The 25,852-nt window shown below is 47.4% G+C and carries 29 protein-coding genes, 1 tRNA gene and 1 pseudogene; 12 read left to right on the top strand and 19 right to left on the bottom strand.

The window, feature by feature from the left end; translation table 11 throughout:
- Positions 1-9 precede the first annotated feature (9 nt).
- Positions 10-666, top strand: coding sequence for an endonuclease III (nth, locus tag DET_RS04870; protein WP_010936639.1), 657 nt, complete (start codon positions 10-12; stop codon positions 664-666).
- On the opposite strand, the gene DET_RS04865 is transcribed toward nth, so the two are convergent.
- The 13 genes from DET_RS04865 to DET_RS04800 form a co-directional block, all read right to left on the bottom strand.
- The gene (locus tag DET_RS04865) at positions 646-1,440 is read right to left on the bottom strand and encodes a TatD family hydrolase (protein ID WP_010936638.1); all 795 of its coding nucleotides are present in this window, start codon (positions 1,438-1,440) and stop codon (positions 646-648) included. The two genes, nth and DET_RS04865, sit on opposite strands and share 21 nt — an antisense overlap.
- A 10-nt stretch (positions 1,441-1,450) precedes the next feature.
- On the bottom strand, positions 1,451-2,908 hold the full coding sequence (locus DET_RS04860; protein WP_041223372.1) for an NADH-quinone oxidoreductase subunit N: 1,458 nt from the start codon (positions 2,906-2,908) through the stop codon (positions 1,451-1,453).
- 6 nt (positions 2,909-2,914) lie between these two features.
- Positions 2,915-4,408: a complex I subunit 4 family protein gene (locus DET_RS04855; protein WP_010936636.1), complete on the bottom strand. Its 1,494-nt coding sequence runs from the start codon at positions 4,406-4,408 to the stop codon at positions 2,915-2,917.
- A 9-nt stretch (positions 4,409-4,417) separates the two neighbouring features.
- Complete coding sequence (nuoL, locus tag DET_RS04850; protein ID WP_010936635.1) at positions 4,418-6,382, bottom strand: NADH-quinone oxidoreductase subunit L; 1,965 nt, start codon at positions 6,380-6,382, stop codon at positions 4,418-4,420.
- Between the two features lie 16 nt (positions 6,383-6,398).
- Positions 6,399-6,704: an NADH-quinone oxidoreductase subunit NuoK gene (gene nuoK, locus DET_RS04845; protein ID WP_010936634.1), complete on the bottom strand. Its 306-nt coding sequence runs from the start codon at positions 6,702-6,704 to the stop codon at positions 6,399-6,401.
- A 1-nt stretch (position 6,705) separates the two neighbouring features.
- Complete coding sequence (locus DET_RS04840; RefSeq protein ID WP_010936633.1) at positions 6,706-7,188, bottom strand: NADH-quinone oxidoreductase subunit J family protein; 483 nt, start codon at positions 7,186-7,188, stop codon at positions 6,706-6,708.
- A 6-nt stretch (positions 7,189-7,194) separates the two neighbouring features.
- Positions 7,195-7,746: a NuoI/complex I 23 kDa subunit family protein gene (locus tag DET_RS04835; RefSeq protein ID WP_041223371.1), complete on the bottom strand. Its 552-nt coding sequence runs from the start codon at positions 7,744-7,746 to the stop codon at positions 7,195-7,197.
- Complete coding sequence (gene nuoH / locus DET_RS04830) at positions 7,730-8,791, bottom strand: NADH-quinone oxidoreductase subunit NuoH (protein WP_010936631.1); 1,062 nt, start codon at positions 8,789-8,791, stop codon at positions 7,730-7,732. Before nuoH ends, DET_RS04835 begins: the two co-directional genes overlap by 17 nt.
- The gene (locus DET_RS04825; RefSeq protein WP_010936630.1) at positions 8,791-9,894 is read right to left on the bottom strand and encodes an NADH-quinone oxidoreductase subunit D; all 1,104 of its coding nucleotides are present in this window, start codon (positions 9,892-9,894) and stop codon (positions 8,791-8,793) included. The genes nuoH and DET_RS04825 overlap by 1 nt, the downstream gene beginning before the upstream one ends.
- Positions 9,884-10,330 (bottom strand): NADH-quinone oxidoreductase subunit C, encoded by a 447-nt coding sequence (locus DET_RS04820; protein WP_010936629.1) that lies wholly within the window; start codon positions 10,328-10,330, stop codon positions 9,884-9,886. Before DET_RS04820 ends, DET_RS04825 begins: the two co-directional genes overlap by 11 nt.
- Positions 10,331-10,334: 4 nt before the next feature.
- A complete protein-coding gene (locus DET_RS04815) occupies positions 10,335-10,937 on the bottom strand; it encodes an NADH-quinone oxidoreductase subunit B (protein WP_010936628.1) in 603 nt (200 codons plus the stop codon).
- Positions 10,928-11,299 carry an NADH-quinone oxidoreductase subunit A gene (locus DET_RS04805; RefSeq protein ID WP_010936627.1) on the bottom strand — a complete coding sequence of 124 codons (372 nt, stop codon included), beginning with the start codon at positions 11,297-11,299 and terminating at the stop codon, positions 10,928-10,930. Before DET_RS04805 ends, DET_RS04815 begins: the two co-directional genes overlap by 10 nt.
- 280 nt (positions 11,300-11,579) lie before the next feature.
- Positions 11,580-12,671: a type IV pilus twitching motility protein PilT gene (locus DET_RS04800; protein WP_010936626.1), complete on the bottom strand. Its 1,092-nt coding sequence runs from the start codon at positions 12,669-12,671 to the stop codon at positions 11,580-11,582.
- Positions 12,672-12,890: 219 nt separating this feature from the next.
- Between DET_RS04800 and DET_RS04795 the strand changes: the two genes are divergently transcribed.
- The 7 genes from DET_RS04795 (at position 12,891) to DET_RS04765 (ending at position 17,811) form a co-directional block, all read left to right on the top strand.
- Entirely contained in the window at positions 12,891-14,117 is a 1,227-nt protein-coding gene (locus tag DET_RS04795; RefSeq protein WP_010936625.1) for a homocysteine biosynthesis protein, read from the top strand.
- 8 nt (positions 14,118-14,125) lie between these two features.
- A complete protein-coding gene (locus DET_RS04790; RefSeq protein ID WP_010936624.1) occupies positions 14,126-14,536 on the top strand; it encodes an NIL domain-containing protein in 411 nt (136 codons plus the stop codon).
- Positions 14,537-14,545: 9 nt separating this feature from the next.
- Positions 14,546-15,280 (top strand): UPF0280 family protein, encoded by a 735-nt coding sequence (locus DET_RS04785; RefSeq protein ID WP_010936623.1) that lies wholly within the window; start codon positions 14,546-14,548, stop codon positions 15,278-15,280.
- A gap of 153 nt (positions 15,281-15,433) precedes the next feature.
- Complete coding sequence (locus DET_RS04780; protein WP_010936622.1) at positions 15,434-15,688, top strand: hypothetical protein; 255 nt, start codon at positions 15,434-15,436, stop codon at positions 15,686-15,688.
- A gap of 26 nt (positions 15,689-15,714) precedes the next feature.
- Complete coding sequence (locus DET_RS04775; RefSeq protein ID WP_010936621.1) at positions 15,715-15,915, top strand: hypothetical protein; 201 nt, start codon at positions 15,715-15,717, stop codon at positions 15,913-15,915.
- Positions 15,916-16,112: 197 nt separating this feature from the next.
- On the top strand, positions 16,113-17,021 hold the full coding sequence (locus DET_RS04770) for a PAC2 family protein (RefSeq protein WP_010936620.1): 909 nt from the start codon (positions 16,113-16,115) through the stop codon (positions 17,019-17,021).
- Positions 17,011-17,811 (top strand): PAC2 family protein, encoded by an 801-nt coding sequence (locus DET_RS04765; RefSeq protein ID WP_234943791.1) that lies wholly within the window; start codon positions 17,011-17,013, stop codon positions 17,809-17,811. The genes DET_RS04770 and DET_RS04765 overlap by 11 nt, the downstream gene beginning before the upstream one ends.
- A 4-nt stretch (positions 17,812-17,815) precedes the next feature.
- Here DET_RS04765 and DET_RS04760 read toward each other — a convergent pair whose 3' ends face one another.
- From DET_RS04760 to DET_RS04740, 5 genes and pseudogenes are all read right to left on the bottom strand, one after another.
- Positions 17,816-18,517, bottom strand: coding sequence for a hypothetical protein (locus tag DET_RS04760; RefSeq protein WP_010936618.1), 702 nt, complete (start codon positions 18,515-18,517; stop codon positions 17,816-17,818).
- Between the two features lie 57 nt (positions 18,518-18,574).
- Positions 18,575-19,051 (bottom strand): annotated as a pseudogene (locus tag DET_RS04755) (rubrerythrin); the annotation flags it as partial.
- A 220-nt stretch (positions 19,052-19,271) separates the two neighbouring features.
- Positions 19,272-20,381 carry an aminopeptidase gene (locus DET_RS04750; protein ID WP_010936615.1) on the bottom strand — a complete coding sequence of 370 codons (1,110 nt, stop codon included), beginning with the start codon at positions 20,379-20,381 and terminating at the stop codon, positions 19,272-19,274.
- A gap of 147 nt (positions 20,382-20,528) precedes the next feature.
- On the bottom strand, positions 20,529-21,914 hold the full coding sequence (locus DET_RS04745) for an MFS transporter (protein WP_041223370.1): 1,386 nt from the start codon (positions 21,912-21,914) through the stop codon (positions 20,529-20,531).
- Between the two features lies 1 nt (position 21,915).
- A complete protein-coding gene (locus tag DET_RS04740) occupies positions 21,916-23,190 on the bottom strand; it encodes an ArsB/NhaD family transporter (protein WP_010936612.1) in 1,275 nt (424 codons plus the stop codon).
- Positions 23,191-23,554: 364 nt separating this feature from the next.
- On the opposite strand from DET_RS04740, the gene DET_RS04735 reads away from it, so the two are divergent.
- The 4 genes from DET_RS04735 (at position 23,555) to DET_RS04720 (ending at position 25,363) form a co-directional block, all read left to right on the top strand.
- Positions 23,555-23,890, top strand: a complete 336-nt coding sequence (locus DET_RS04735; protein ID WP_010936611.1) for a helix-turn-helix transcriptional regulator — start codon at positions 23,555-23,557, stop codon at positions 23,888-23,890.
- Positions 23,891-23,994: 104 nt separating this feature from the next.
- A tRNA-Lys gene (locus tag DET_RS04730) sits at positions 23,995-24,067 on the top strand.
- Positions 24,068-24,107: 40 nt separating this feature from the next.
- The gene (locus DET_RS08555) at positions 24,108-25,067 is read left to right on the top strand and encodes a tyrosine-type recombinase/integrase (protein WP_010936075.1); all 960 of its coding nucleotides are present in this window, start codon (positions 24,108-24,110) and stop codon (positions 25,065-25,067) included.
- A gap of 89 nt (positions 25,068-25,156) precedes the next feature.
- A complete protein-coding gene (locus tag DET_RS04720) occupies positions 25,157-25,363 on the top strand; it encodes a hypothetical protein (protein WP_041223432.1) in 207 nt (68 codons plus the stop codon).
- A 111-nt stretch (positions 25,364-25,474) separates the two neighbouring features.
- On the opposite strand, the gene DET_RS04715 is transcribed toward DET_RS04720, so the two are convergent.
- The gene (locus tag DET_RS04715) at positions 25,475-25,819 is read right to left on the bottom strand and encodes a hypothetical protein (protein ID WP_010936074.1); all 345 of its coding nucleotides are present in this window, start codon (positions 25,817-25,819) and stop codon (positions 25,475-25,477) included.
- Between the last annotated feature and the right edge of the window lie 33 nt (positions 25,820-25,852).

Below are 25,852 nucleotides of genomic sequence, written 5' to 3'. Positions count from 1 at the left end.
AGGCTGAAAATGCTGGTTGAGAATCCCAAAAAGCAGGCATTAGAAATAATTAAACGCCTTTCGGTGATATACCCTGAGGCTAAAACAGCGCTTAACTTTACTACCCCGTTTGAAATGCTGGTAGCTACTATTTTGTCTGCCCAGTCTACTGACAAAATGATAAATAAAATCACGCCAGCTCTCTTCAAAAAATATCCCGGCGTACAGGCCTTTGCTGATGCATCTCTGGCTGAGTTGGAACAGGATATTAAGTCATCAGGTTTCTTTCACAACAAGGCGCTGAATATTATAGGTGCTGCCAGAGCGGTTGTAAGCCGTTTTGGCGGGGATGTCCCCCGTAATATGGCAGATATGCTTACTCTGCCGGGGGTTGGGCGTAAAACAGCCAATGTAGTTTTGCATAATGCTTTCGGGCTGGTGGAGGGAATAGCGGTAGATACCCATGTAAAGCGTTTAGCTGGGCGGCTGGGGCTAAGCACTAATACTGACCCGGTGAAAATAGAGCAGGATTTGATGGCACTTATTCCCCGCAGTGAATGGGGGAATTTTTCGTATTACCTGATAGACCATGGGCGCGCAGTCTGTGATGCCAAAAAGCCGCGTTGCCCGGAGTGTGTGCTTAATGATATCTGCCCGTCTGCTTTTTTATTTATCAAGGTGAAATAGGCGGCGGGCATTGGCAGTGGTTGCCGATGCCACTTCGTTAGTACCAAGGTTTTTTATCTCCGCCAGAGTTGCCGCTGTCAGCGGTATATAGGCGGGTTCGTTCCGTTCCCCGCGGTGAGTTTGGGGGGGCAGAAACGGGCAGTCAGTTTCCAGTACTATATGCTCAAGAGGTATGGCGGCAAAGGCAGGGTGATATTTTCTGGAAGACGGATAACCGATATAAGCGCCCAGCCCTATATAAAAACCCATATTTATATATTTAAGTGCGGTTTCGGCCGAACCGCTGAAACAGTGGATTACGCCTTTGCCTGCGCTCGCCGGGCTCTGGGCAGACCAGTCCGAAAGTATTTTCAGTACGTCTTCTTCGGCCTGGCGGCAGTGGATTATAAGCGGCAGACCGGTTTGGTCAGCTAAATCAAGGTGGTGGTAGAATGTTTCCAGCTGGGTGTGGCGGGGTGAGTAATCACGGTAATAATCCAGCCCGCATTCGCCTATAGCCACCACCTTTTCACACTTAACCAGTAGTTCCAGACGTTCAAAATCCGCCTCGGTAACCCCAGTGCATTCCTGGGGGTGGATACCGACTGCGGCGTATATGGCCGGATTGGCGGCTGCCAGGTCAATGGCTTTTTGGCTGGAAGGTATGTCTATACCGGTGGTAATTATAGTTTTTACGCCGTTTTCAAAAGCCCGCTTTAGCATTTCCTGACGGTCAGCGTCAAATTCAGGCATATCCAGATGGGAATGGGTGTCTACATATTCATAAATCGGCACGGCAAATGTCCTAATGGATTATTAGCTCGGCGGCCTTTTCAATAAGGTTTAAGAGTGTTTCAGGTACAATGCCGAATATTAACACAGCCAGTCCCGAAATACCAAGTGCCAGTTTAAGCGGCCAGGAAGCCAGTACCCGTACATCCTGGCGGGCAGGTCTTAGCCACATTACCCGTATTACGTTGAAGTAAAAAACGGCCGAAATCACGGTGTTTACGGCGGCGATAATCATCAGCCAGAGCATATCCGCCTGGACAGATGCGCTGAAAATATAATACTTGGCAAGGAAACCTGCCAGAGGCGGAAAACCGGTGAGAGACAACAGCGCCAGTGTCAGGGCAGAAGCATATACCGGGTTGGTCTTGGCTAAGCCTTCGTAAGAGGATATTTCATCACTGCCGGTAGAACGGCTGATGGCTATGATAGAGATAAAGGCGGCCAGGTCTGATACGGCAAAAGCCACCAGATAAAAGAGCAGGCTTATCCGCCCGTCTGCCAGTTCCGGGGCGTTTCCCACCGCTGCCAGAGCCACCAGTATATAACCGGCATGGGCTATGCTGGAGTAACCCAGCATTCTTTTGATGTTTTTCTGGGGTATGGCCAGTACATTTCCCAGTGTCATACCCACAGCGGCCAGAATGGCAATAATCAGTGCCCATTCCTGGCTGAGTGCCAGCGGGTCGGTAAAAACGGTGTAAAACAAACGTAGGAAAAGGGCAAACCCGGCCGCTTTGCTGGCTATGGAAAGGTATAATGTTATCGGGGTGGGAGAGCCCTGATAAACGTCCGGCACCCAAAATTGGAATGGCACGGCGGCTACTTTAAAGCCCAGACCTGTAATGGTCAGTATTATACCCAGCAGCAGCCCTGCATGAGTGGTTATATCTGTGCCTGAGGGCAGGGTTTGTATATAGTTTACAATACCGCCCAGATTAGTTTCGCCGCTGAAACCGTAAATAATCACCAGGCCAAACACCAGCATAGCCGAAGCCACCCCGCCCAAAAGCAGGTATTTGAGAGCTGATTCGGTGGAATTCTGGTCTTTTAAAAAACCCACCAGTACGTAAAAAGACAGTCCGGTCAGCTCTAGTGAAAGATACATGGTAATAAGGTTGGCCGTGGAGGCCATCATTATCATGCCCAGCAGGGCAAACAGTACCAGAGCGTAGTATTCACCCTGAAAACGTTTAAACTTAGTTACATAATCAGTAGAAGCCATTATAACCAGGCCTGAAAGGCAGATAAAAAGAATACGGAAGAAACTGGAGTAGCTGTCCAGTGCCAGCATACCGCCAAAAGCCATTTCGGGTGGGTTATTCCAGTTTAGAGCTGTGGCTACAGCCGCTGCTGCCAGTCCCAGCAAAGACAGATAGGCCAGATACCTCTTGCTTTTAGTCAGAAAGAGGTCAGTTATTATAACCAAAATGGCTGTTATCAGTATTATTATTTCAGGCATAAACAAATCCATCTGCCTCTATCCGCCGAAAACGGCCGCCAGCGGGGCCACTCCGGTTTGAATCACATCTACTATAATCTGGGGATAAAGGCCAACCCCGAACATTACCACTAAAAATACCAGTGAAAAAACTATTTCGGTTTTATCGGCATCTTTTACCATCTGGAATTTTTCCAGTCCGGGGCCCAAAAATACCCTCTGGACTGTCCAGAGTATATAGGCAGCTGCCAGTACCAAACCCAAAAGGCAGAGCATGGTAAATACCTGCCCGCCGGGGACTACCGAACTCTGGAATGAACCTAAAAATACGCTGACTTCGGCGATAAACCCGCTGGTAGCCGGCACAGCCATCGCCCCCAGACCGGCCAGTATAAATATGATAGCTGTGCGGGGCATCTGTTTTGCCAGACCGCCCAGCTTGTTAATATCCCGTTCGTGGGTATTGTGCATAACTACACCGGTTATGGCAAAGAGCAGACCGGTGATTATACCGTGGCTGAACATTTGCAGAACCGCACCGTTCATGGAGATTTCACCCAGGGTAAATATACCCAGCAGTACAAAACCCATGTGGCTTACCGAACTGTAGGCAATAAGCCTTTTGATATCTGTTTGTTTAAGGGTGATAGCGGCACCGTAAATTACGTTTATGACCGCAATAGTCAGTATCAAAGGCGCCCAGTCACGGCAGACGTCAGGGAACATGGCCACGTTTAACCTGAGCATGGCATAGCCGCCCATTTTAAGCAACGTACCTGCCAGAATAACACTGGCGGCGGTAGGTGCGTCTGTATGGGCATCCGGCAGCCAGGTGTGGAAGGGGAAAGCCGGAAGCTTGATGGCAAAACCGATAAAAAACATAAAGAAAGTAAGCACCATCATGGCCGGACGCAGGAAATTATTTAGGTCCGTAGATGCCAGAGACGCTATATCCAGACTGCCGGTGGCAAAGAAAAGTATCAGGATACCGGCCAGTATAAACGCACCGCCAAACAGGGTGTAAAGGACGTATTTAAGAGCCGAATACTCTTTACGCCCGGCACCCCAGATTGAAATCAGGAAATACATGGGTATCAGTTCCAGCTCCCAGAAGATAAAGAAGAGCAGCAAATCAAGAGAGACAAATACGCCTGTAATGCTGGTTTGGAGTATAAGCAGCCAGACAAAAAACTCTTTTATCCTGAGGTCTACTTTCCAGCTGATAAGTACCGCCAGAACACCCAGTAAAGTAGTCAGAACCAGGAAAGGCAAACTTAAACCGTCAACGCCAAGGTGGTAGTTAGCGTTTAAAAGGGATATCCAGGGGAGATTTTCTTCAAACTGTATAACCCCGGCCATGGAACTACTCCGGTCAAATCCGGCAAAGACCACTAGTGAGAGCACCAGCGGCACAAGAGTGAGCAGCAGTGAGCTGATTTTTATTGCCCGCCCGGACAAACGCGGCCACAGAGCCATCAAGATAGCTCCCGCTGCGGGCAGGAAAGTTATTAGTGTTAAGTATGGTATGCTCATACTCCCCCCTTACCAGATAATAAGAGCCGCCATCACCAGTACAACCACCCCGGCGGCAAGATAAATTCCGTATGATTGGAGCTGCCCGGTCTGGGCTTTGCGTCCCACCTTGCCGCTCTCTACGGTTATAGCGGCAACCCCGTTTACCGCCCCGTCCACTATGCGTTCATCAGCGGTGCGGAAGCGGCTGAAAAGACGGGAAAATAATACTTTTTGAATGAAGAAGCCGTTTAAGCCCCCGTCTACCACCTTTTTGTCAAAGAAAGCCGCAAAAGCAAACAGTCCCTTCATAAGCAGCGTGCGGGATATAACACCTTCGTACAGCTCATCCATCCAGTATTTCTTGGAAAATATCATATAAAGCCATTTAAAACGCTCTGAAAATACAGCGGGTGAAAGGCTCTTCTTTTTATACATCAGGAAAGCCAGATATATACCGCCGCCGGCTACGGCCAGTGAAACCAGGGCCAGCGGGTGCAGCAAAATGCCGAATAATCCCTCAAAAAAGCCGGTATGCACCTCTTCGCCCAAAAAGCCGCTGAAACTGCCGCCGGCATTCAGCAAACCGCTGATTACCGAAGGCACAACCAGTATCAGAAGCGGCCATGACATGACCTTGGGGGATTCATGGGGATGCCCCTTGCCGCGGTAAGTGCCGCCGAAAGCCACGAAGTACAGGCGGAACATATAAAAGGCGGTCAGGAATACGGTGATGAGTGCCAGAATGAACAGAATAAATTGCCCGTCCATAGCCCCGGCAAGTATCTCGTCCTTGCTGAAAAAGCCTGAAAGCGGCCAGATACCTGCCAGACTGAGTGAGGCAATAAGAAAAGTCTTGCTGGTAACAGGCATGGGTTTGGACAGGCCGCCCATTTCGCGGATATCAAATGTGCCGGTAGCGTGATTTACGCTGCCCGAACCTAAAAAGAGCAAACTCTTGAAAAAAGCATGATTAAACAGGTGGAATATACCGATAGCAATGCCGCCTGTACCCAGCCCCAGCATCATATAACCCAGCTGGCTGACTGTGGAATAGGCCAGTATACGCTTCATATCGTTCATAACCAGCGCCATGGTAGCGGCAAATATAGCGGTAACCGCACCGATTATAGATACCCAAAGCATGGCTGTTGCCGAGCTTTCAAATATAGGGTAGGTGCGGGCAACCAGAAATACACCGGCAGCAACCATGGTGGCGGCATGGATAAGGGCGGAAACGGGGGTAGGGCCTTCCATAGCATCAGGCAGCCATACATGCAGGGGGAACTGGGCTGATTTACCCACCGCACCGGCAAATATGCCCAGAGCGGCCACAGTTACTGTGCCGGCACCTATAAGCCCCATTTCGGCCATGCCGTTCAGGCTGTTTATATCCAGCGTGCCGGTATTCGCAAACAAAATGAGTATAGCGGCTAAAAAGCCCACATCACCTATACGGGTTACAATGAACGCCTTTTTAGCGGCATTGGCGGCGGCCGGGCGGGTAAACCAGAAGCCGATAAGAAGATATGATGCCAGACCCACCAACTCCCAAAAGAAGAAGGTAAAAAGCAGGTTGTCAGAGAGCACCAGCCCCAGCATAGAGGCGGTAAAGAAAGACAAAAAGGCATAGTAACGGGGATACCCTTTATCACCGTGCATATAGCCCTGTGAATATATGTGTACCATCAGGCTGACAAAAAGGATTACAAAGCACATTATGGCGGCCAGCGGGTCAAAGTTTAGGTTAAGGCTGATATCAACCGAATTACCAATTGAAAACCAGCTGAAGCCGGAGGCATAGTGAGAAGCCCCTTCCTTTCCCAGCAGGCCTGTCAGCCCCCAGATAGAAAGTAGCAGCGAACCACCTACACCGGCTATGCCTAGGTATCCGCTTAAAGCCGGTTTTTTGCAGAAAAAGGAGTACCCCAGGGCTATCAAAGCCCCGCAGATAAGGGGGAGCAGCATTATGAGCCAGAGTCCGGTTTGGGTCATCGCTTATTCTTCCTCTTTACCACTTCATCAAATCTATCTTGGTGGCATCAATAGTATCCCGGTTTTTGTAAATGGATATTATTATGGCCAGACCAATAGTTGCCTCGGCGGCCGCCACCGCGATAATAAACAGAGTAAATATCTGCCCGGTAAAAAATTCGGCGGCAGAAAAACGGTTAAAGGCCACCGCCGCAATGGTAACTGCGTTCAGCATTATTTCTATGCACATCAGTATCACTACGGCGCTCTTTTTAACCAGTGCCCCGTAAAGACCGATACAGAACAGTATTACCGCCAGTACCAAAAAGTGAGTCAGTCCCATATTATTTGTCCCTCACCAGTACTATAGCCCCGATAATGGCCACCAGTAATATTACACCCGTAATCAGTACTCCCAGCCCGAACCCGTCTGAACCGAAAAGCATTTCGGCCAGGCCGGCGGTGGTGGTGGAGGGGGCGGGTGCGTCACTGGAGGTCCAGTTTGAGCTGATAAGCATATAGGTCATTATCCCGCCCAAAGCGGTAACAACAGCCAGAGCCGGTATTTTAAGCTTGTTGGTAAGGTTGCCCCGCTGAACCTCACGGGTAAGCATGATTGCCAGTATTATCAGTACCGATATAGCACCGATATAAATAAGTATCTGCACTGCTGCCAGAAAGTCTGCCGAAAGCAGCAGGAACACGCCGGCAACCGAAAGGAAACAGAGTATCAGCCAGAGGGATGAGTGGAAAATATTTTTCACTCCCACCACCAGCAAGGCGGAGGCTATACAGGTTATGGCTATAATCCAGAACGCTATTTCCACCCCGGTTTACCTTTCAAAGTAGCCTTTCTTATTTATAAGCAGGGTTTGTTCAGCCAGTTTTTCTGCGGCATCCGGGCGGTCATACCCGCTGAGTACCCGGGTTGCCGAGGGGGCAAGTTCATCCCCGGTAAGTATCAGCTCACGGCAGCGGCACTCGGAACGGCTTTGCCCTTCCGCTTTTTCAACGTTGGTACAGCGGTAGGTGGTAGTTTCGTAGCCGTAGCCCATGTAAATTGAAGTTTTGGTAGGGCAGGATTCAACACACAGACCGCAAAAGACGCACAGCCCGAAATCTATAGACATATGGTCTACCTTAAGTTTGCGGTCTTCGCCGCGGGAAACCTCCATATTGATGGCCTTTACCGGACAGGCTCTGGCACAGGCCAGGCAGGCAATACAGGTCTCCTTCACCCAGATAACCTGCGTTCCCCGTATCCTTTTTGACATAGTCAGTTTTTCTTCCGGATACTGGACAGTTATCCAAGGGCGGAAAAGATGCTTGAAGGTAAGGCGCATTCCTTTAAGAATGCCGCCCCCGGTATTACTTAACGCTGACACGTCCACCTCCCAGCTTGTAAAAACGGCTGAACAGGAGGATAAGCCCGAACATTACCGCTATATTTATACCGATAAGCACTGCTGTATTCATGTCAGGCGCAGCCAGTATCTCAAATGCCGTTATAACCAGATTGGCCAGGGACAGCGGTAAAAGGAACTTCCAGCCGAAAGCCATCACCTGGTCTATACGAAGACGGGGTATGGTGGCACGCACCCAGATTATAAACATAAAGATTATCAGGACTTTAGTAATAAACCAGATAACGGGGTGCAGCAGCGGCCCCTGCCAGCCCCCCAGAAACAGGGTGGTGGCTATGGCCGAAATTGCCAGTACTTCGGCGTATTCCATCAGGTAAAAAAGGCCGAATTTCATGCCGGAATATTCGGTATGAAAACCGGCAATGATTTCAGATTCCGCTTCCAGCAAATCAAACGGGGTGCGGTTTATTTCCGCCATGGCGGCGGACAGGTAAACGAAGAAACCCAGAGGCTGCAAAAGTACAAACGGGACACTCTGGGCTTTTACTATCTCATTCATAGAAAGCGAACCGGTTAACATAACAACGCCAAGTATTGAAAGCACCAGCGGTATTTCATAGCTGACTTCCTGGGCTATGGTACGCATGGCACCCAGCAGGGAATACTTGCTGTTGCTGCTCCAGCCGGCCATAAATATACCTATTACCGTTACCGAGCTGACCGCCAGTATATAGAGTATGCCTATATTCAGGTCAACCAGCATAGCTCCGTCTGCAAAGGGTATGGCGGCAAACATCAGCATTACCGGTACAAAAGCCACCAGCGGGGCTAACCAGAATACCCCTTTGTCTGACTCGGTAGGGATAATATCCTCTTTAATAAGCACCTTGATAGCATCTGCAATGGGCTGTAGCAGCCCGAAAGGACCGGCTCTGTTGGGGCCGGGGCGCAACTGAAAACGGCCGATAAAGCGGCGCTCCAGCCAGATAAATAAAAGCACACTCACAATTACAAAACCAAAGAGTATGACCAGGTAGACTAGCAGGTGAACCCAGAAGTCAGACATTATCTGTCCACCTCACCCATTACAATGTCTATGCTGCCGAATATAGCCATCAGATCAGCCACTTTCCAGCCTACCACCATATCTTTCAAAGCTGATAAATTTAAAAGGCAGGGCGGACGCACCCGCCAGCGGTAAGGCTTATCCGTGCCGTCTGAAACCAGATAAAAGCCCAGTTCGCCTTTAGGCCCTTCTATGCGGCTGTAAACTTCACCCGCAGGCGGCTTAAGGAGTTTGGGTGCTTTACCCATTATTTCACCTTCGGGCAGGTCTTTGACTGCCTGGCGGAGTATCCGCACGCTCTGGCGCATTTCCCTTATGCGTACCATATAGCGGTCGTATGTATCACCGTTTTGGGCGGTGGGTATATCAAACTCAAAACGGTCATAGATTGAATACGGGTCATTCCGGCGGATATCCCAGTTTACCCCGCTTGCACGGAGAACCGGCCCGGCCGCACTGGAGTTTATGGCCAGTTCACGCTTAAGCACGCCCACACCTTTGGTGCGGATAAGCACAATTTCATTAGTGGAAATAAGCTGTTCGTATTCGTCTATGAAACCGGGCAAGGTGTCCAGCAGTTTTTTCAAGGCAGGCAGGAATTCTTCCGGCAAATCCTGAACAAAGCCGCCGAAACGGTAATAATTGTAATTTAAGCGCTGGCCGCTGCACATATCAAACAGTTCCACAATCTTTTCACGTTCGCGGAACATGTACAAAAGCGGGGTTTGAAGGGCTCCCAAATCATTCAGGAAAAAACCCAGACCCGCCAGGTGGCTGGCTATCCGCTGGAGCTCATCCAGTATTACCCTGATATATTCAGCCCGTTCGGGCACTGTTATGCCGGCCAGTTTTTCCACCGCCATAACATAAGCGTGGTTGTTGGTCATAGAGCCCAGATAATCCAGTCGGTCGGTAAAAGGTATGTCCTGCAGGTAGGTACGTCCCTCAGCCAGCTTTTCAATACCCCGGTGGAGATAACCGAAAACCGGCTCCAGGTCGGTAATAACCTCACCGTCCAGAATCAGCCGCAGACGGAACACCCCGTGGGTGCTGGGGTGCTGGGGGCCTATATTTAAAATAAAGCTTTCAGTTTTAATGGCCATTTGCAAAGTCCTTGCGCAAAGGATAACCTTCAAAGCCCTCCCACAGGAAAATGCGTTTCAGGCCTATATGGTTTTCAAAAACCACTCCGAAAAGGTCATATATTTCACGTTCCTGCAGTTCTGCTCCCCGCCAGATATCCACTACCGAAGCCATTTTGGGGTTAGTCTTGTCAGTCAGGCGGGTTTTAAGTGTCATGGCGGTATTGTTCACAATTGAATTCAAATGGAAAATTATTTCTATGTATTCAGGATAGTCAGCCGCGGTAAGGTTGGTCAGGTAGTCCATTTGCAACGGCCGGGAAACCAGATATTGGCACACATGGTGTATATCCTCAGGCAAAGCCAGCAGGAAAGAACTTTCCGCCTGGATTTCAATCCCGGGCAGTTCTTTAGATAAATCAGCCTTCAGTTGTTGGTAATCAAGTACGGCGGTCATGAATCTATCTCTTTATAATGCGGGTTTTATCTATTTTTTCGTGGATATCCATGATAGCCCTTAAAAGGGCTTCCGGACGGGGAGGGCAGCCGGGTACATATACATCAACCGGGACTACCATATTGAAACCCGGAACTACCGAATATGAATCCCGGAACAAACCGCCGCTGGTTCCGCAGGCACCCATAGCCAGCACCCATTTCGGTTCCGGCATCTGGTCATAAATCCTTTTCAGCCAGGGAGCCATTTTCCAGGTAAGAGTACCGGCAACTATCATCAGGTCTGCCTGGCGGGGGGAGGCGCGGAAAATATCCATACCGAAACGGGCTAAATCCCAACGGGAAGCTGCCATGCACATCATTTCAATAGCGCAGCAGGCCAAACCGAACATCACCGGCCAAAGGGAATAATGGCGTGACCAGTTCAGTACCTTTTCAACGCTGGTAACGAAAACACCCGGAGGCGGCTCTTCGCTGTTTAGCCAGTCTGCAGGGTCGGGGTAAGGCGTGGTATGACCGGTGCGGAAGCTTTGAATTATGCCGCCTTCATGCTGGTCAATTTCATCCAGCGTAAGCAGGCTCAGTGGTTTTCCCGAATCTAGTTCCATTCCAAAGCCCCCTTCTTCCAGGCATACAGGTAGCCCACCATGACTATTATCAGAAAGGCAAGCACTATTCCAAAAGCATAAAACCCGAGCGAACCTATCTGGGTTGCCCAGGGGAAAAGAAAGACCAGCAGTACATCAAAAGCAATCAGCAGCAGGGCATAATAATAATAACGGAAATTAAACTGAACCCAGGTGCGGCCTTGGGTTTCCACACCGCATTCATAGGTGGCATTTTTGACTTTGTCAGGTTTGTTAGGCACGATGCCGATTATACGAAGGAGAACCGGTAGGCCTAGTACTATGGCGGTAAAGAGTATTGCAGCGACAAGGAATAGTGCAATATAGCCGTAATCAGTCAGCATAATTCCTCCCCTGAAATACTTTTTACTACTATAGCATTAGTCCCCTTGAAGAGTAAAGCTTAAATATGATGTAATGGTATTATAAAATAGTAACTTAAAGTTTTAATTGTACATAAATATTCTAAAAATAATTATAAAGTCTAATACTAAAGTATTAGAACTTGGAATCTTTGGACCAAAAAGTGCGGAAAAGAAATATATTTGCAGAGTGCACCGGGGCAAACCCCGCCGGAACTTGCTGCATTTAATACGGCAAATGGTACTGCGTGTTGCCGGCAGTTTAAAACTGGTGGGGCTTGGTCTGCTGGGTTTGCTGGTATGCCAGCAATTTTTGCAGTCTTTCCGGGTTACTGCTTTTTAACAGGGCTTCTTCCAGCGAAACTATATTCTGGCGTACCAGACCTGCCAAAGACTGGTCAAGGGTCTGCATACCGTCTTTGGCACTCAGCTGCATTACGTTATGCAGTTCATGGGCCTTTTTGTCACGTATCAGGTTGCGTACGGCGGTATTGGCTACCATTATTTCAAAAGCGGCCACCCGCCCTTTGCCTTCCCGTTTTGGCAGCAGCGTCTGTACCAGTACCGCCTCAATAACCAGAGACAGCTGCATGCGTATCTGCTGCTGCTGGTCAGGAGGGAATATATCTATTAAGCGGTCTATAGTCTGGGGGGCATCGGTAGTGTGCAAAGTACCCACTACCAGATGGCCTGTTTCGGCGGCGCTGATGGCGGTGGAAATAGTCTCCAGGTCACGCATTTCACCCACCAGTATTACGTCAGGGTCATGCCGGAGGGCATATTTCAGGGCAGTGGAAAAAGACTTGGTATCGTCACCCAAATCTCTCTGGGCAATAATGCAGCGGTTATTGGTATAAAGATACTCAATGGGGTCTTCTATGGTAATGACGTTACGCGAATCAGTATTATTCAGGTGGTCTACCATGGCGGCCATGGTGGTGGATTTGCCGCTGCCGGTTGGCCCGGTTACCAGAATAAGGCCGCGCGGTTTCAGGATAAGCTCTTTGCAGATTTTGGGTACACCCAGTTCATCTATAGAACGTATCTCAAAAGGCACCTGGCGGAAGGCAATGCTGATAGAGCCGCGCTGTTTCATCACGTTTACCCTGAAGCGGGCTACCCCGGCTACACTGTAGGCAAAGTCCAGCTCTTTTTCGGCATAAAATATTTCACGCTGTTCGGGGGTGGTTATCTCTTCCAGTATCTGCTCAATGGCCTTGTTGTATAAAACAGGCCAGTCTGTCTGGGGTTTAAGGGCGCCGTCTATTCTGAGTACAGGCGGGTTCGGCACTCTCAGGTGGAGGTCTGAAGCCTTTTTTTCTACTGCTATTTTTAATAATTCGTCTGCGCGCATTTGTCTTCCTTCTGAACCGGATATGATATCATATTATAGTATAAGTTAGTTTTAGTAAGGAAAATCCCCCAAAAGTACTATTTAAGTTTATTATATTATAACTATATTACCACCGGCAGGATATATTTGTTTGAAGACTAATATGGTAAGTGATATAGTTATCTAAATTTTAGCTTGAATGCGTAGCTGTTTCAGGCTTTGTTTCAGGCGGGGGCTGATATGCAAAAGACACTGGAGGAAATAAACCAGAGAATCAGGGAAGGCAAAGCGGTTGTTCTGACCGCCGAAGAGATTGTGGGCTATACCCGTGAGAAAGGGCTGAAAGCCGCTTTCAAAGAGGTGGATGTAGTTACCACCGGCACTTTTGGCCCTATGTGTTCCTCTGGTGTTTATTTTAATATGGGTCACACCACTCCCCGCATGAAACTGGGCGGCGGCAGGGCTTATCTGAATGACGTATCAGCGTATGCGGCTTTTGCGGCGGCAGATTTATTTATAGGCGCCAACGCCCTGCCGGATGATGACCCCCGTAACCGGATTCACCCCGGAGAGTTCAATTATGGCGGCGGATATGTTATAGAGGAGCTGGTAGCCGGCAAAGACATCCGTCTGGAGGCCAGTGCCTACGGGACAGACTGCTATCCGCGCAGGCGGCTTTCCAGTTACCTGAACATAAAAGACCTTAACGAAGCCGTTTTGTTTAATATGCGTAACGCCTACCAGAACTACAATGTGGCTGTTAACCTTTCAGATAAAACCATATATACCTACATGGGTGTTTTGAAACCCAATATGGGAAACATAAATTACTGCACCGCCGGTATGCTGTCACCGCTGCTTAATGACCCGTATTACCGGACTATAGGTATCGGCAGCCGCATCTTTTTAGGCGGGGGCGTGGGCTATGTGGCCTGGCAAGGCACTCAGCACAACCCCGGTGTTGCCCGGACGGAGGGCGGCGTGCCCAAAGGCGGGGCTGGTACTCTGGCGGTTATCGGTGACCTTAAACAAATGGATGCCCGTTATCTGGTGGGTACCAGCATGCTGGGTTACGGGGTAACCTTGTCGGTAGGTATCGGCGTGCCTATCCCCATACTTTCTGAAGAGATACTGCAATCTACGCTGGTTACTGATGATGATATTGTAGGTACGGTGATAGATTACTCGTCTGCCTATCCTAATCTGCGTCCGGGCGCGGTTGCCGAAGTTACTTATGCCCAGCTGCGAAGCGGCAGTGTGGATATAAACGGTAAAAATATACCCACCGCTTCCCTTTGCAGCTATTCCCGGGCACGGGAAATTGCCGTTAAACTAAAAACCTGGGTTGAGCAGGGTAAATTTGAAATCACCAGTCCGGTTGCACCCCTGCCGGGTATAGACTCCGGTCTTAAAGTCCGCCCGTTTAATGAACGGCCGCTTGGTGATACCAATCATCATATCTTGTAGGTAGTAATATGAAAACATCTAAAAGAATAGTTTTGCGTTTTCCCCAAAGACTGGTAGACCGTCCCATTGTTTACCATCTGATACGTGATTTTGACTTGGCATTCAATATCCTTAAAGCCTCCATCACGCCTGATAAAGAGGGGCTGATGGTACTGGAGATTACCGGGGAACGTGAAGCCTACGATAAAGGTATTGCCTACCTGAATGAGGCCGGTGTCAAGATAGATTCTCTCAACCGTGAAGTAACCCGCAACGAAAACCGCTGTACTCACTGCGGAGCGTGCGTGACTATGTGCCCGGTAGATGCGTTCAGCATAGATGAGGATAACCGGGAAATTAATTTTGATGCTAAAAAATGCATAGTCTGCGGCATATGCATTCAGGCCTGCCCGCCGCGGGCTATGGAACTGCACTTTTAGTGGTTTAGCATGTATGAACCGCGTAATTACCGGAACTGGGTAAACGCTGGTAAACTTATTCCTTTTCAGGTAGTTGAAGAGGAATCAGACCTGTTTATACTGGCTGCAACCGAACTAAAAGAGCTAAGCTACTTTTTTACCCGGAAATACCGCCAGGAAATAACCTCTTACATTAAGCGTCAGCCTGTTTTTGCCTCAAGCCTCAAGCCGCTAAAGATTTATGCAGATGCTCCGCCTATTATACAAGCTATGGCCGGAGCTGCTGATAAAGCGGGTGTAGGGCCTATGGCGGCGGTTGCCGGGGCAGTAGCCGAATATGTGGGCAAAGAGCTTCTAGCCTACAGCCCCGAAATTCTGGTTGAAAACGGCGGAGATATATTTGTTCATACCCTTTCGGCCAGACGGATTGGTATATTTGCCGGACGCTCTGTCTTAAGCGGCAGGCTGGCACTGGAAATAAGCCCCCATAAAAGCCCGCTGGGTATCTGCACCTCTTCCGGTACAGTGGGGCACAGCCTAAGTTTGGGCAAGGCGGATGCGGCTCTGGTGGTATCCGGGTCTGCTATTCTGGCAGATGCGGCCGCTACCGCAGTGGCCAATCAGGTGCAAACCGCTCTTGATATTCCCGCAGCGCTGGAGTACGGGCAAAAGATAGAGGGTGTTGCCGGGCTGGTGGTTATTAAAGATGACAAAATAGGTATCTGGGGAGATATACAGCTTTCTCCGGTATCTCCTGTAAGATAATCAAAAAGTATCCTAATAACTGCGGATATGGTAAAGTATGTTGGGTGTAAACAGGGGAAATAGCCTGTGTGGGCTAAAGAACCGCTACTTGTTTACATAAAGATAACATAATGTTATGCTATACAGTAAAATAGCTTCAGCGGAGGAATGGGAATGGCGCCACGTTTTCTAAAAGGCCAGAGGGTGAAAATACTGTCAGTACGTCTAGCCAACATGACCTCCAAATACCCTGAAATTGATAAATATGTTTCTGAAACCGGCATAATCATAGAAGATTATTTTGTACGCTACATGGATCCCAAAAACGAAAAGCCGCCCATCACCAGTTATATGTACTCTATAAAACTGGATACCACCCGGCGTTTGATAACTGTAGCCGAAGACGCTCTTGAAATATATCTGGGTTAATTATCTCATACAAGAAGGTTTCTGCCATGCCTGTTACACAGGATGAATATTTAGCCGGGCGCGCAGCCGAAAATTTGGTAAAACAGCAGCACACCAAGCTGATGCGCGGTGCCATAATAAAGGCCTGCCTGTCTCCGCGGGTTATCCTGACTTTCGGCCTTATTTTAATAATTAGTTTGGGCGGGTTCTTTTTATTCGGAAAACTGCTGGGGTTATTTGCAGACTGAAATGACCCTATAATAGCATTCTAATATTACTTTAATATCTGTCCTCTAAAAAGTTTTACAAAGGTTATGTTCAAAGCTAGCTCACGCGACTGTGATGGCAGTCTTTTTTCCGGCAATATTCATTTTACAGCCAATAGCCGTTTGGATTACCATGTAAGTCGGGCTTAATATAGTATTGTAAAGGGCAAAACAAGTCTATGGGGATTATTTATCATAATAAACCTGAAATGCAGTCACCTACTCTGCTGGCAGCCTGGCCGGGTGTTGGCAACGTGGGCATTGTTACTTTGGCGGCTTTGCGTGACCAGCTGGGGGCGGGTGTTCTGGCGGATATAGAGCCGGAGGAGTTTTTTTATCCTTCGGGGGTAAATATAAAAAACGGTGTCCAGCAGGAACTTAGGTTTCCCCAAAGCCGTTTCTATTATCAAAAGTGGTGCGGTCAGGATGTAGTAATATTTATGGGTGATGAGCAGCCGGCTGACGGGCAGAATACCTATGCCCAGGGCAGCCGTGCCAGCCGGATGACCGCTAAAGTGATTGATGTGGCTGAAGAACTGGGCTGCCAGAGGATTATTACTTTCGGTGCGGCGGTGACTATGACCCATCATAAGGCCAAACCTAAAGTATGGGCAGTGGCCAACAGCAAAAATTTTCTGGATATGATAAATGAACGTCTGCCGGCTGAGCTCAAAAGCAATTTGGCGGGTAAAAATTTCGTCCCCCATATTTCGGGTTTAAACGGGCTTTTGCTGGGTGTGGCCGGTAAAAGAAATATACCTGCGGCCTGCCTGATGGGGGAAATACCGGATTATCTGTCTCACCTGCCGCTGATTTACCCGCATGCCTCCCGTTCGTCACTTGAAGCCCTGAGGTATATTATGCGTATAAGCGTGGATTTGTTCCGTATGGATGAATCTGTCCGCGAAATGGACGAAATGATTGCTGAAATGTATGCCCGTTTTCCTGAAATGGTAAGGCAGAAACTGGATAACCGTTATCATGCCGCTGAAAACGAAGGTATTTCCGATGATGATGAGAAATGGCTGAAAGAGAACATAGCCGAATTTTTTAAGAAAGACCATAATCAGGATGAACATGGAAGCTAAAAACCCGCAGGCACAGTGCCTGATTATTGCCTGGCAGGGCGAATTCGGTTTGCTGAGCGAAAGAGTGCTGGCCGAAATCGAAAAACAGGATACTCCTGTCACTGTATTTGAGGTGGAAATAGAAAAATACTTCTCACTTAACGGGGTAGCGGTTAAAGATGACTTAACCCATTTCCCCGGTGGTGAACTGAAATATCTGCCTGGAGGGCAGCTGCTGGTATTTCGGGGCAGTATCCCCGAATTTAACCAGTATGAGTATCTGAACAGGCTGGTTAATACAGCCTTGGCTTATCAGGTAAATGAAATAATCTGCCTGGGCAGTGTGGGTGCTATGATTTCCCATACCGCCCCCCGCCGCCTTATGGCAGTGGTCAACTCTGACATACACAAATACAGTTTGGAAAACACCGGGGTTGAGTGCAATATGAATTTTGACACCCCGCCTAACCAGAAGGTAGATATAAATTCCTTTGTAATCTGGCTGGCGGGTAAATACGGTATAAATGCCATGAGCTTGTGGCAGGTTTTGCCCTTTTATTTGCAGAACAGCGGGGACGCTGCGGCTGAGCTTCTTTTGCTTGAATTCCTGGGTGACAGGTTTGCCCTAAAGCTCAATCTGGCTGAAACAGAACAAAAGGTAAAGTATCAGTCCGGCAAAATAAGTACCCTGTGCCAAACAGATACCCAGGTTGAAAGCGGTTTGAAAATGCTGGAAGGCGGGCTTAGCCTGGATGCTGCAAGCCGTAATCAGCTTTTAGACCAGATAAGCCGCCTTTTTGAAGATTGTTAGTTAGCTAATTGCTTTTGGTATCTTCGGCCGGGGGTGTTTCGGTATCTTTTTCGGCAAAACAGGAATCAATCTGTTCGTCTTCCGGAGCAGGGGGTATCTGGTCCCGTCTTTCCCTGAGCCAGCGGTGAATTTCGTCCAGTACCGGCGGAGCTATGCTGAATACTTCGATATCAGCCGGGAATTGCATCAGGTTGCCTTCACGGATAAACAGCACACCGGCCTCATTCCCTTTGACCGTTCCGCTTATTCTGCCGAGGATAAACTCGTAGCGGCTTTTTACCGCCTGTATAAATTTTTCAGAAACCAGTTTGGATACATTCTGGCTGGTAAAACCTATCATCATAAAGCGTTCCCAGTCTAGGCATTCCCGCACCAGTTCACTATCTTCTGTGGCCTCAATTACCGCACCTTTTTCCAAAAAACGGAGGGCCATTTCCTTGCTTACGGGGCTGAAATTTGTCAGCACTTCCAACCCTTCTGCGCCGCTTTGGTCTACTGATTCGTGAAATACGTAGTTGACAGCCCCAATGCGGCTTTCCAGATGGGACAGCTGAACGCTTACTTCTTTCCAATAGCGGCTGAGCATGGCGCCATATTCGGGTGGTGCATCTTTCCAGCCAAGCACCAGCGGAACTACATAGAGCTTCTTTTTATCCGCATATTTACTGCTTTCGGGCTTTTGTATTTTGGCTATCTCTTCAGACACTTTGACCTCCTGGTTGGTATTTGGGTGCTATAACAAACTGAATAGTCTTCGGCTGGCCTAATCTTCGGGGAAAAACAGGTCATCATAGATAAGTTCCAGCTTCAGTTTGTGTTCCAGCTCTTCGGCAGATAAAAACCGGCACATATCCTTTGCTTCCCGGCTGATGAAGGTAGACATGAGGTGGGAATAGAACTCTGAGGCAGACTGTTCTTCTTTAATAGCATAAAGGAGTATGTCCTGCAGTCCTGCCCCTTCCATGTCATTCCCGCCTTTGACATAAGTATCCAGCTTGAGAGATTGCAAGCGGGGTGCAATGGTTTTTGGCTTAAATTCGCCTTTTACCAGCAAATCTTTAAGCACTTTCAGATGGCCTTCTTCGCTCTGGATTAGTTCCTTTAAAAGCTGTTTTACAGCCGCATCATCTGTTTTTTGCAGGGCAGACTGATAAAGTGACTGAGAGGCAACTTCCTTGTATACAGCCGCTTCAATAAGTTCTCTTAATTCTTCGCTCATCTGGCAAAATCCTCTCTGCGCTAAGAAATATTTGGTTGCCGGCTCCGGCTAAAACTTATGCCGCTTAAAGCATATTATAACAGGCAAATCCCGTAAGGGGTAATCTGCCGGAATATGTGTAATAAATATATAACAATAGCGGATACTGCCGGATTAAAATACACCGGCATATACCCCATGGAAAAGGACTATTTGTAGGGCGTTTTAGCAACGGGCTGATATTTCTGTTGGGACTGAAAAACTAGTAGTCGATAATAAATTCCCCGTTTTTATATAATAATTCGCCATCCACCCAGATTTCACCACCGTCACGCAGGTCACATACCATATCCCAGTGTACGGCAGATTTATTGACACTGCCAGTTTCCGGATAACCCGCTCCGCAGGCCAGGTGGAAACTCCCTCCGATTTTTTCATCAAAAAGTATTTGTTTGGTAAATTTCTGGATTCCCTCACTGGTGCCAATGGCGAATTCACCCAGATATCTGGCACCCGGGTCAGTATCCAGGGTCTTAAGCAAAAATTCTTCGTTAGTTTCAGCGGTTGCTTTTACCACCTTGCCCTTTTCAAACCAGAGGCGAATCCCGGTAACTTCACGCCCGGCCTCTATGGCAGGGTAGGAAAAATATACATATCCTTCGGCGCTGTCTTCTACCGGGCCGGTAAATATTTCCCCGTCAGGCATGTTGAGTTTGCCGTCACAGCTTACAAAAGTACGTCCTTCTATACTCAGGCGGAGGTCAGTTTCTTTGGCCTTTATATGCACCTGTTTTTTACCCTTGAGCCAGTCTACTACTTTCTGCTGGCGGGTATTTAGGTTTTTCCAGAAACCCACCGGGTCATTCATATCCGGCAGACAGGCGTTATAAACGAAATCAGTATATTCTTCCAGACTCATACCGGCATCCTGGGCATAGCCGTTAGTGGGGTAAATAGCCAGTACCCAGCGGAAATTGCCTTCGGCGGTACGGCGCATACTGGTTTCCATTAGGTCGGTGCGGGCTTTTTCAAAGGCTACCATTTTCCGGGGGTCTATGCTGGTCATGGATTTGGTATTTTCCTCAGCCAGCAGGTGTATAGTAGCGTCATAATGTTCCGTTATATACCTTTGGGGAAAGTGGACATAGCTTATCTGTTCATCAGAACCGTATTTCAGCAAATACTCCAGGAATTCGTTTTTGGAGACCTGCATAAGGGGGTGGCCTCCGGCAGCCAGTATTTTTTTATATACTTCAACCGCTAAGGGCAACGCACCGCTGAAATAATTGACCGCCACCGTGTCACCCGGCTTTACCTCAATAGAATAGTTAACCAGTAAATCCGCCAGTTTTTCCGTCCGCGGGTCGACCATAAATAAACCTCGCTTAAAATGTATTATAGTTTATTATAGTGGCTGTGATAGGCAAATCCAACTTGTGAAACCGCAGGGGTTTTACCGGCAATGCAAGCAAGATGCTATATATATTTAGCACGGGGAATAAAGTGGACTGTTTGCTCTTTAAAAACGGATGATAAGCTGGAATATGCGGATTACCATTCCGGAGCGGAGAGGCTGGCGGAAAAGACGCGGCAGCTGGGGTATTGCCTGAAACACAGCTTTTAATCTAAGAGCCAGTACGTCCAGTTTGCACCCGGATATAAACAACTGATATATAGAGGTATTTACCGGTTTAAGCTCTTTTATTCCGTTTATCAGCAGACCTATTACTGCTGCCCTGGCTATTACAGATACTAAAAACAGGCTTAGCATATGGTAGCCGTTAATCTGGGGCAGTATGCTAACCAATAAACCGCCGACAAGTGAACCCAGCGCAATACCCAGACTGTTTCCCCCGGTGTAAAGGGCAAAACCGCGCATCCGGTTACGGCGGTTGGAACTTTCAAAGATATAATTTGTGCCTGACAGCAGGAAACCTGACCAGACAATGCCTGAAAGTGCCTGAACACCTATCAGGTAATATGTATTATGGCTAAACATCCATAAAAGCGGTACTATCGGTACAAATATGCTGCAGAGCTTAAGTATCTTTACCGTGCCGCAGATATCACAAACCCGCCCCCAAACCTTCATAAACACAAAATTGGCTATTGAGGCTGAGGATATTACTATTATATATGTCAGATAGTCGAAGCCAAGCTCACGCAGCATGTAGACCGCAAAAAACGGTGCGGCAATATAAGTGCTGAAGTTTATTAGGGCTGAGTAAGATATGAATTTGCCCATGGGGGTTGTGTTTAGACCCTTTAACAGGGCTTTCATGCTGACATTGTCTTTGACCGGGGTTTTAGCCTGAGGGTCTTCCATCTTGTTTAAAAAGAAGCTTGAAATAAAACGGGCTAAGCTGGCACCGAAAAATATAAGGCCAAAACCCAAAAAGAGGGTATTTGCGCTTATCTGGAGCAGCAGCCCGCTCAAAAGTGAAAAAGCCAGAGTCATAATGCCGGCTATCATGCCGCGGTAGCCGAAAAAACGCCCGCGGATAGGGCCGGGGACAAGGTCTGCCATCAGGCTTGACCAGGCCGGATTACCCAGTGAGCCGAACATAGTCCCCAAAGTGTACCAGAGTATCAGCCACCACACCCCGTAGTCACTGAAAAGAACAGGCAGAATGAACGCCGGTATAAAACATACCGCTTGCAGCAATACGGCCTTAAGCACAAAGGCTTTGCGGCTTTTGGCCTTCTCGGACAGGAACGGGGCAAACAGCTGTGAAAAAGCAATGGATAGGTTGGGTAGTGCTGAAAGTATGCCTATCTGGGGTACGGATGCCTTTAGTGCCAATGCAAAAGGTGTTACATAATCCTGGGTCAGCCCCAGCATGGCTGAATAGGCCGCTCCGTCTTTGATGCTGTTATCTAAACTCTGGCGAGTGATATTTTTCATCTTAATTACTCAGTTTTCCTAATTGAAATATGGCAAATGTAGATACCAACAGAGACGGCGGGGTTATAATAAGACCCAGTCTGGTATAATCCAGGGGCTTTATTATCAGCCCCCGTTTCCGCAGGAGCATAAGCCAGAGCATGGTGGACAGAGAACCCATTATCAGCAGATTAGGCCCCAAATCTGCGCCCAAAATAGCCTGATACACCAGCCATGCATTGCCGCCGCTGATATCAGTTATGGCGGATAAACTGGATACTGAGACCATCATCATCGGCCAGTTATTTATAAGGTTAGAACCGATAGCTGTCCCGAAAGAGGTAATTAGCCCTGTTTCCAGCTGGTTGTCGCCGGCCATAGTGCCGGAAAGCCAATTCCCCAGTGCCGAAGTAATTCCGGCATTTTCCAATCCGTTTACCATAAAAGCCAATCCCAGTACAAAGGGCAGTATTGACCATGAAACAGACTGCCGAAGATGCCCGAAATCCATTTTTTTATAGAATAGGGTTATGCCCATCAGAATAAATGCAGTCAGCATAAGAGGGATTGCCAGTGGCCACCCCATAAACGAAGTTAAAAGGCAGCCTATTGCCAGAAAAACCAATGCCAGCCTGACCGAGCGAGAAAAATTATTTGCTACAACCGCCTTAGCCGTTACCAGTGAAAACCCCGCTTTAAGGTCACGGCGGAAAATAAAGTAAAATATGACTATCATAATGGTAATAGCAAGCAGGGCTGGGATTAACATAAATCCCAGATATTCACTTAGGCTAAGGCCGAATTTATCTACCGCCAGTAGATTTACCGGATTGGAAAAAGGGAAGATAAATGAGGCTGCGTTAGCCACAAAAGCGCAGGCAAATACATATGGCAAAGGCTTCAGCCCGTAGCGCTGGACAAGCATAAAAATTACCGGGGTTAAGAGCAGGGCAGTGGCATCATTTGACATAAACATAGTGATAACAATACCCAGTGCAAAAACCAGCCCCAGCAGCCGCCAAGAGCTGCCGTTTGAAAGCTTCAGAGCCAAGTTAGCGGCCGAATCAAAAAAACCGGACAACTCTGCGAAATAACTAACCAGCATGAGCCCGAGGAAGAAAAATAAAATGTTCAGGTTGGTAGCTAAAGTCTGCCCGATACTTGACAGGGGAATCAGCCCCAGCACAAGCATTAAAAAGACCCCAAAACAAATAGCCCCGGCTTCGTTAAACGGCCGAGGTTTAAATACCACTAACAGAATGGTGGTAACGAATATAGATAAAGCCAACCAGAGCATATTCAAAAATAATGCAGGAGAATCACCCTTGATGCGAGAGAGATTCTCCTGCCCTTTACCATCAGTTGATTACCAGTTACTTTTTAACGGGCTTGGCAGCGGGAGCGCCGGGCTTGGCAGCAGGAGCCATGGGTTTTTTGTCAACCATTGTAGTCACCCCCTTTCGTGCACTCTAATGTACCCGATGTGGCAACACCTACGTTGTCAGTTTTAGATATTGCATGCATGAACAAAATAGTTTACAATCAAGATGTTCTAATATTCATGTATATATAGTTATGATATCTAAAACATGAATAATTTATCACTAATCAAAGACCTTGTCAAATGGTAAAATTGGGCATAAATTTAAGGGGAGTTACGAATGGCTAGCTGGACTTTTCTCACGAACCACGCACTGGTGCTAAGCTTTTTAGCCAGACATTCACGTATCACCGCCCGTGAAATTGCTGAAAATATACATATTACCGAACGGGCTGTCAGGAAAATTATTGCCGACCTTGAGGCCGAGGGCTACATTGCCAAGAAAAAAGAAGGGCGCGGCATAAAATACCGCATCAACCCGGATTTATCTTTACGCCATGAATCATATCAGGAAATAATTATCGGTGATTTTCTGGAAGGTCTGGGCTGGAAACGCCGCAAGCGTAAACCTGTAGCTGAAGCCAATGTTATTACGGCTGAAGCACCTGCCAAGTAGCAGATATTTTGCCGCAAGTAACAAATATTTTAAAAATACCTGATAAATAGCTGGTTAAAGTTTGTCAAAACCTACCCAACGATGCTAAAATAACCTCTGTTTGTGGGCCGTTAGCTCAGTTGGTAGAGCATCTGACTTTTAATCAGAGGGTCACAGGTTCGAGACCTGTACGGCCTACTTTAAAGCTAAATACACCGGCGGCTGTCCAAAAAGTGCGGTGAAAGATACCCTGATTGCACCCCAAGCTCACGATAGAACTATACGTAAACTTGATACCCTGATTGTATCCACTGGTCTTAGACGTCACCTTGAAGCATTTCTTTTGGCATGCCGTGTTGAAGATTTATCCCGCAGGACTATTTTTGATTATCGGCAGAAGATTGGTCAGATAATCGATTACATGGTAGCTCTTGGTCTTACAGATCCAAAAGAAGTTACTGCCTCACATATAAGAGGATTTTTACTTACCAAACAGGAAACTTGTCAGCCGGTAAGTGTCCACGGTTATTATCGCTCTATTAAAGTTTTTTTCAATTGGCTAACACGAGAAGGTGTTATCAGTTTTAGCCCGATGGCTCCTATCCGTCCGCCAAAAGTTCCCAAAAAAATAATTCGGCCTTACTATCCGGATGAACTAAGGTCGTTGCTTTTAGCGTGTGAAGGGCGAGGTATTTTGAGTTTACGTGACCGGGCTATTATGCTGGTGTTAATTGATAATGGGATTAGGTTAGGGGAGCTTGCGAACATCAATATTTCAGATATTGATGTAGATAGAGAAACAATCAGCGTCTGGGGTAAGGGACGTAAACAGCGTGTTGTGGGAATTTCTAAACGCACCCAGATGGCAGTTTATAAATATCTACATGCCCGAGTTGATAATAATCCGTCTCTTTGGGTTACTACTGACAGTAAGACTCTCACGCCTAAAGGTATATATTTGGCTATTCATAGATTAGGCGAAAGAGCCGGGCTGAAGGATGTCCGTAACTCGCCGCATACCTTTCGCCATACGGCCGCGACATTGTCGATAAAGAATGGCGGGGATTTATTCCAAGTGCAATCAATGCTTGGACATACTACATTGGCCATGACCAGACGTTATGCGGCTTCGTTACAATCAGAAGCAGCAGCTGAAGCGCATAAGAAGTTTAGCCCGGTTGATAATCTAAAGCTGTAAAAATATTTTGCATACTTTGTTATAATTAAATAAGAGGTAAAAGATATTTAAGGAGACTTGAATTTTAAAAAGAAAGAATGGAGATAATCATGAGTAATTCAGCAAAGAATAATGGTAAACGATGGGATGATAACGATACCAAAATATTGCGCGAATTGGCCGCAGGGAATACACCGACCAGATTGATAGCTTTAAAGCTAGGAAGAACTCCAGATGCAATATATAGTGCAGCAGGAGAGATGGGTATTTCTTTAAGGCCCAACAATCAGTCGCCTTATAATAGGCAAACAAAGTAATAATCCCTGCAAATACAATCACTATTATCTTTTACCTTTAGAACAAAGAGACCGGGTATTTTACCCGGCCTCTTTCTATATCTGGGAATATTTGTGACACTTTGTCACTGGCTAATTATTGATATTGGGCGGGCGAGTTAACTCATATAATTGGGCGTATTTAGCCCCATTAGAAATCTGATTTGCTGCTGTTGTGACATCTAAGGTTTTTAATTTGTACTGGAAAGCATATGCGATATATGGCTTACCTATAACAAATTCTAAGGACTCTTCAGATGTTTCATAAGGACCAGATACTATCATTTTAGAATTATCAACAATATTGTGGTAACCGATATAGTAGTATCTCCGTCGCAGATTATCTATATGGCCTTGTAAAGAACCAAATAAATATGCTAGAGCGAATAAGAACCCAACTCCTACTGCCCCTATAATGAGAGCCAATACAATATCCATAGCTCATATTAATTCCGCTTTATAACATCTGTC

Source organism: Dehalococcoides mccartyi 195 (genome assembly GCF_000011905.1).
GTDB lineage: Bacteria > Chloroflexota > Dehalococcoidia > Dehalococcoidales > Dehalococcoidaceae > Dehalococcoides > Dehalococcoides mccartyi.
This window is presented reverse-complemented; position numbering and strand designations above follow the sequence as displayed.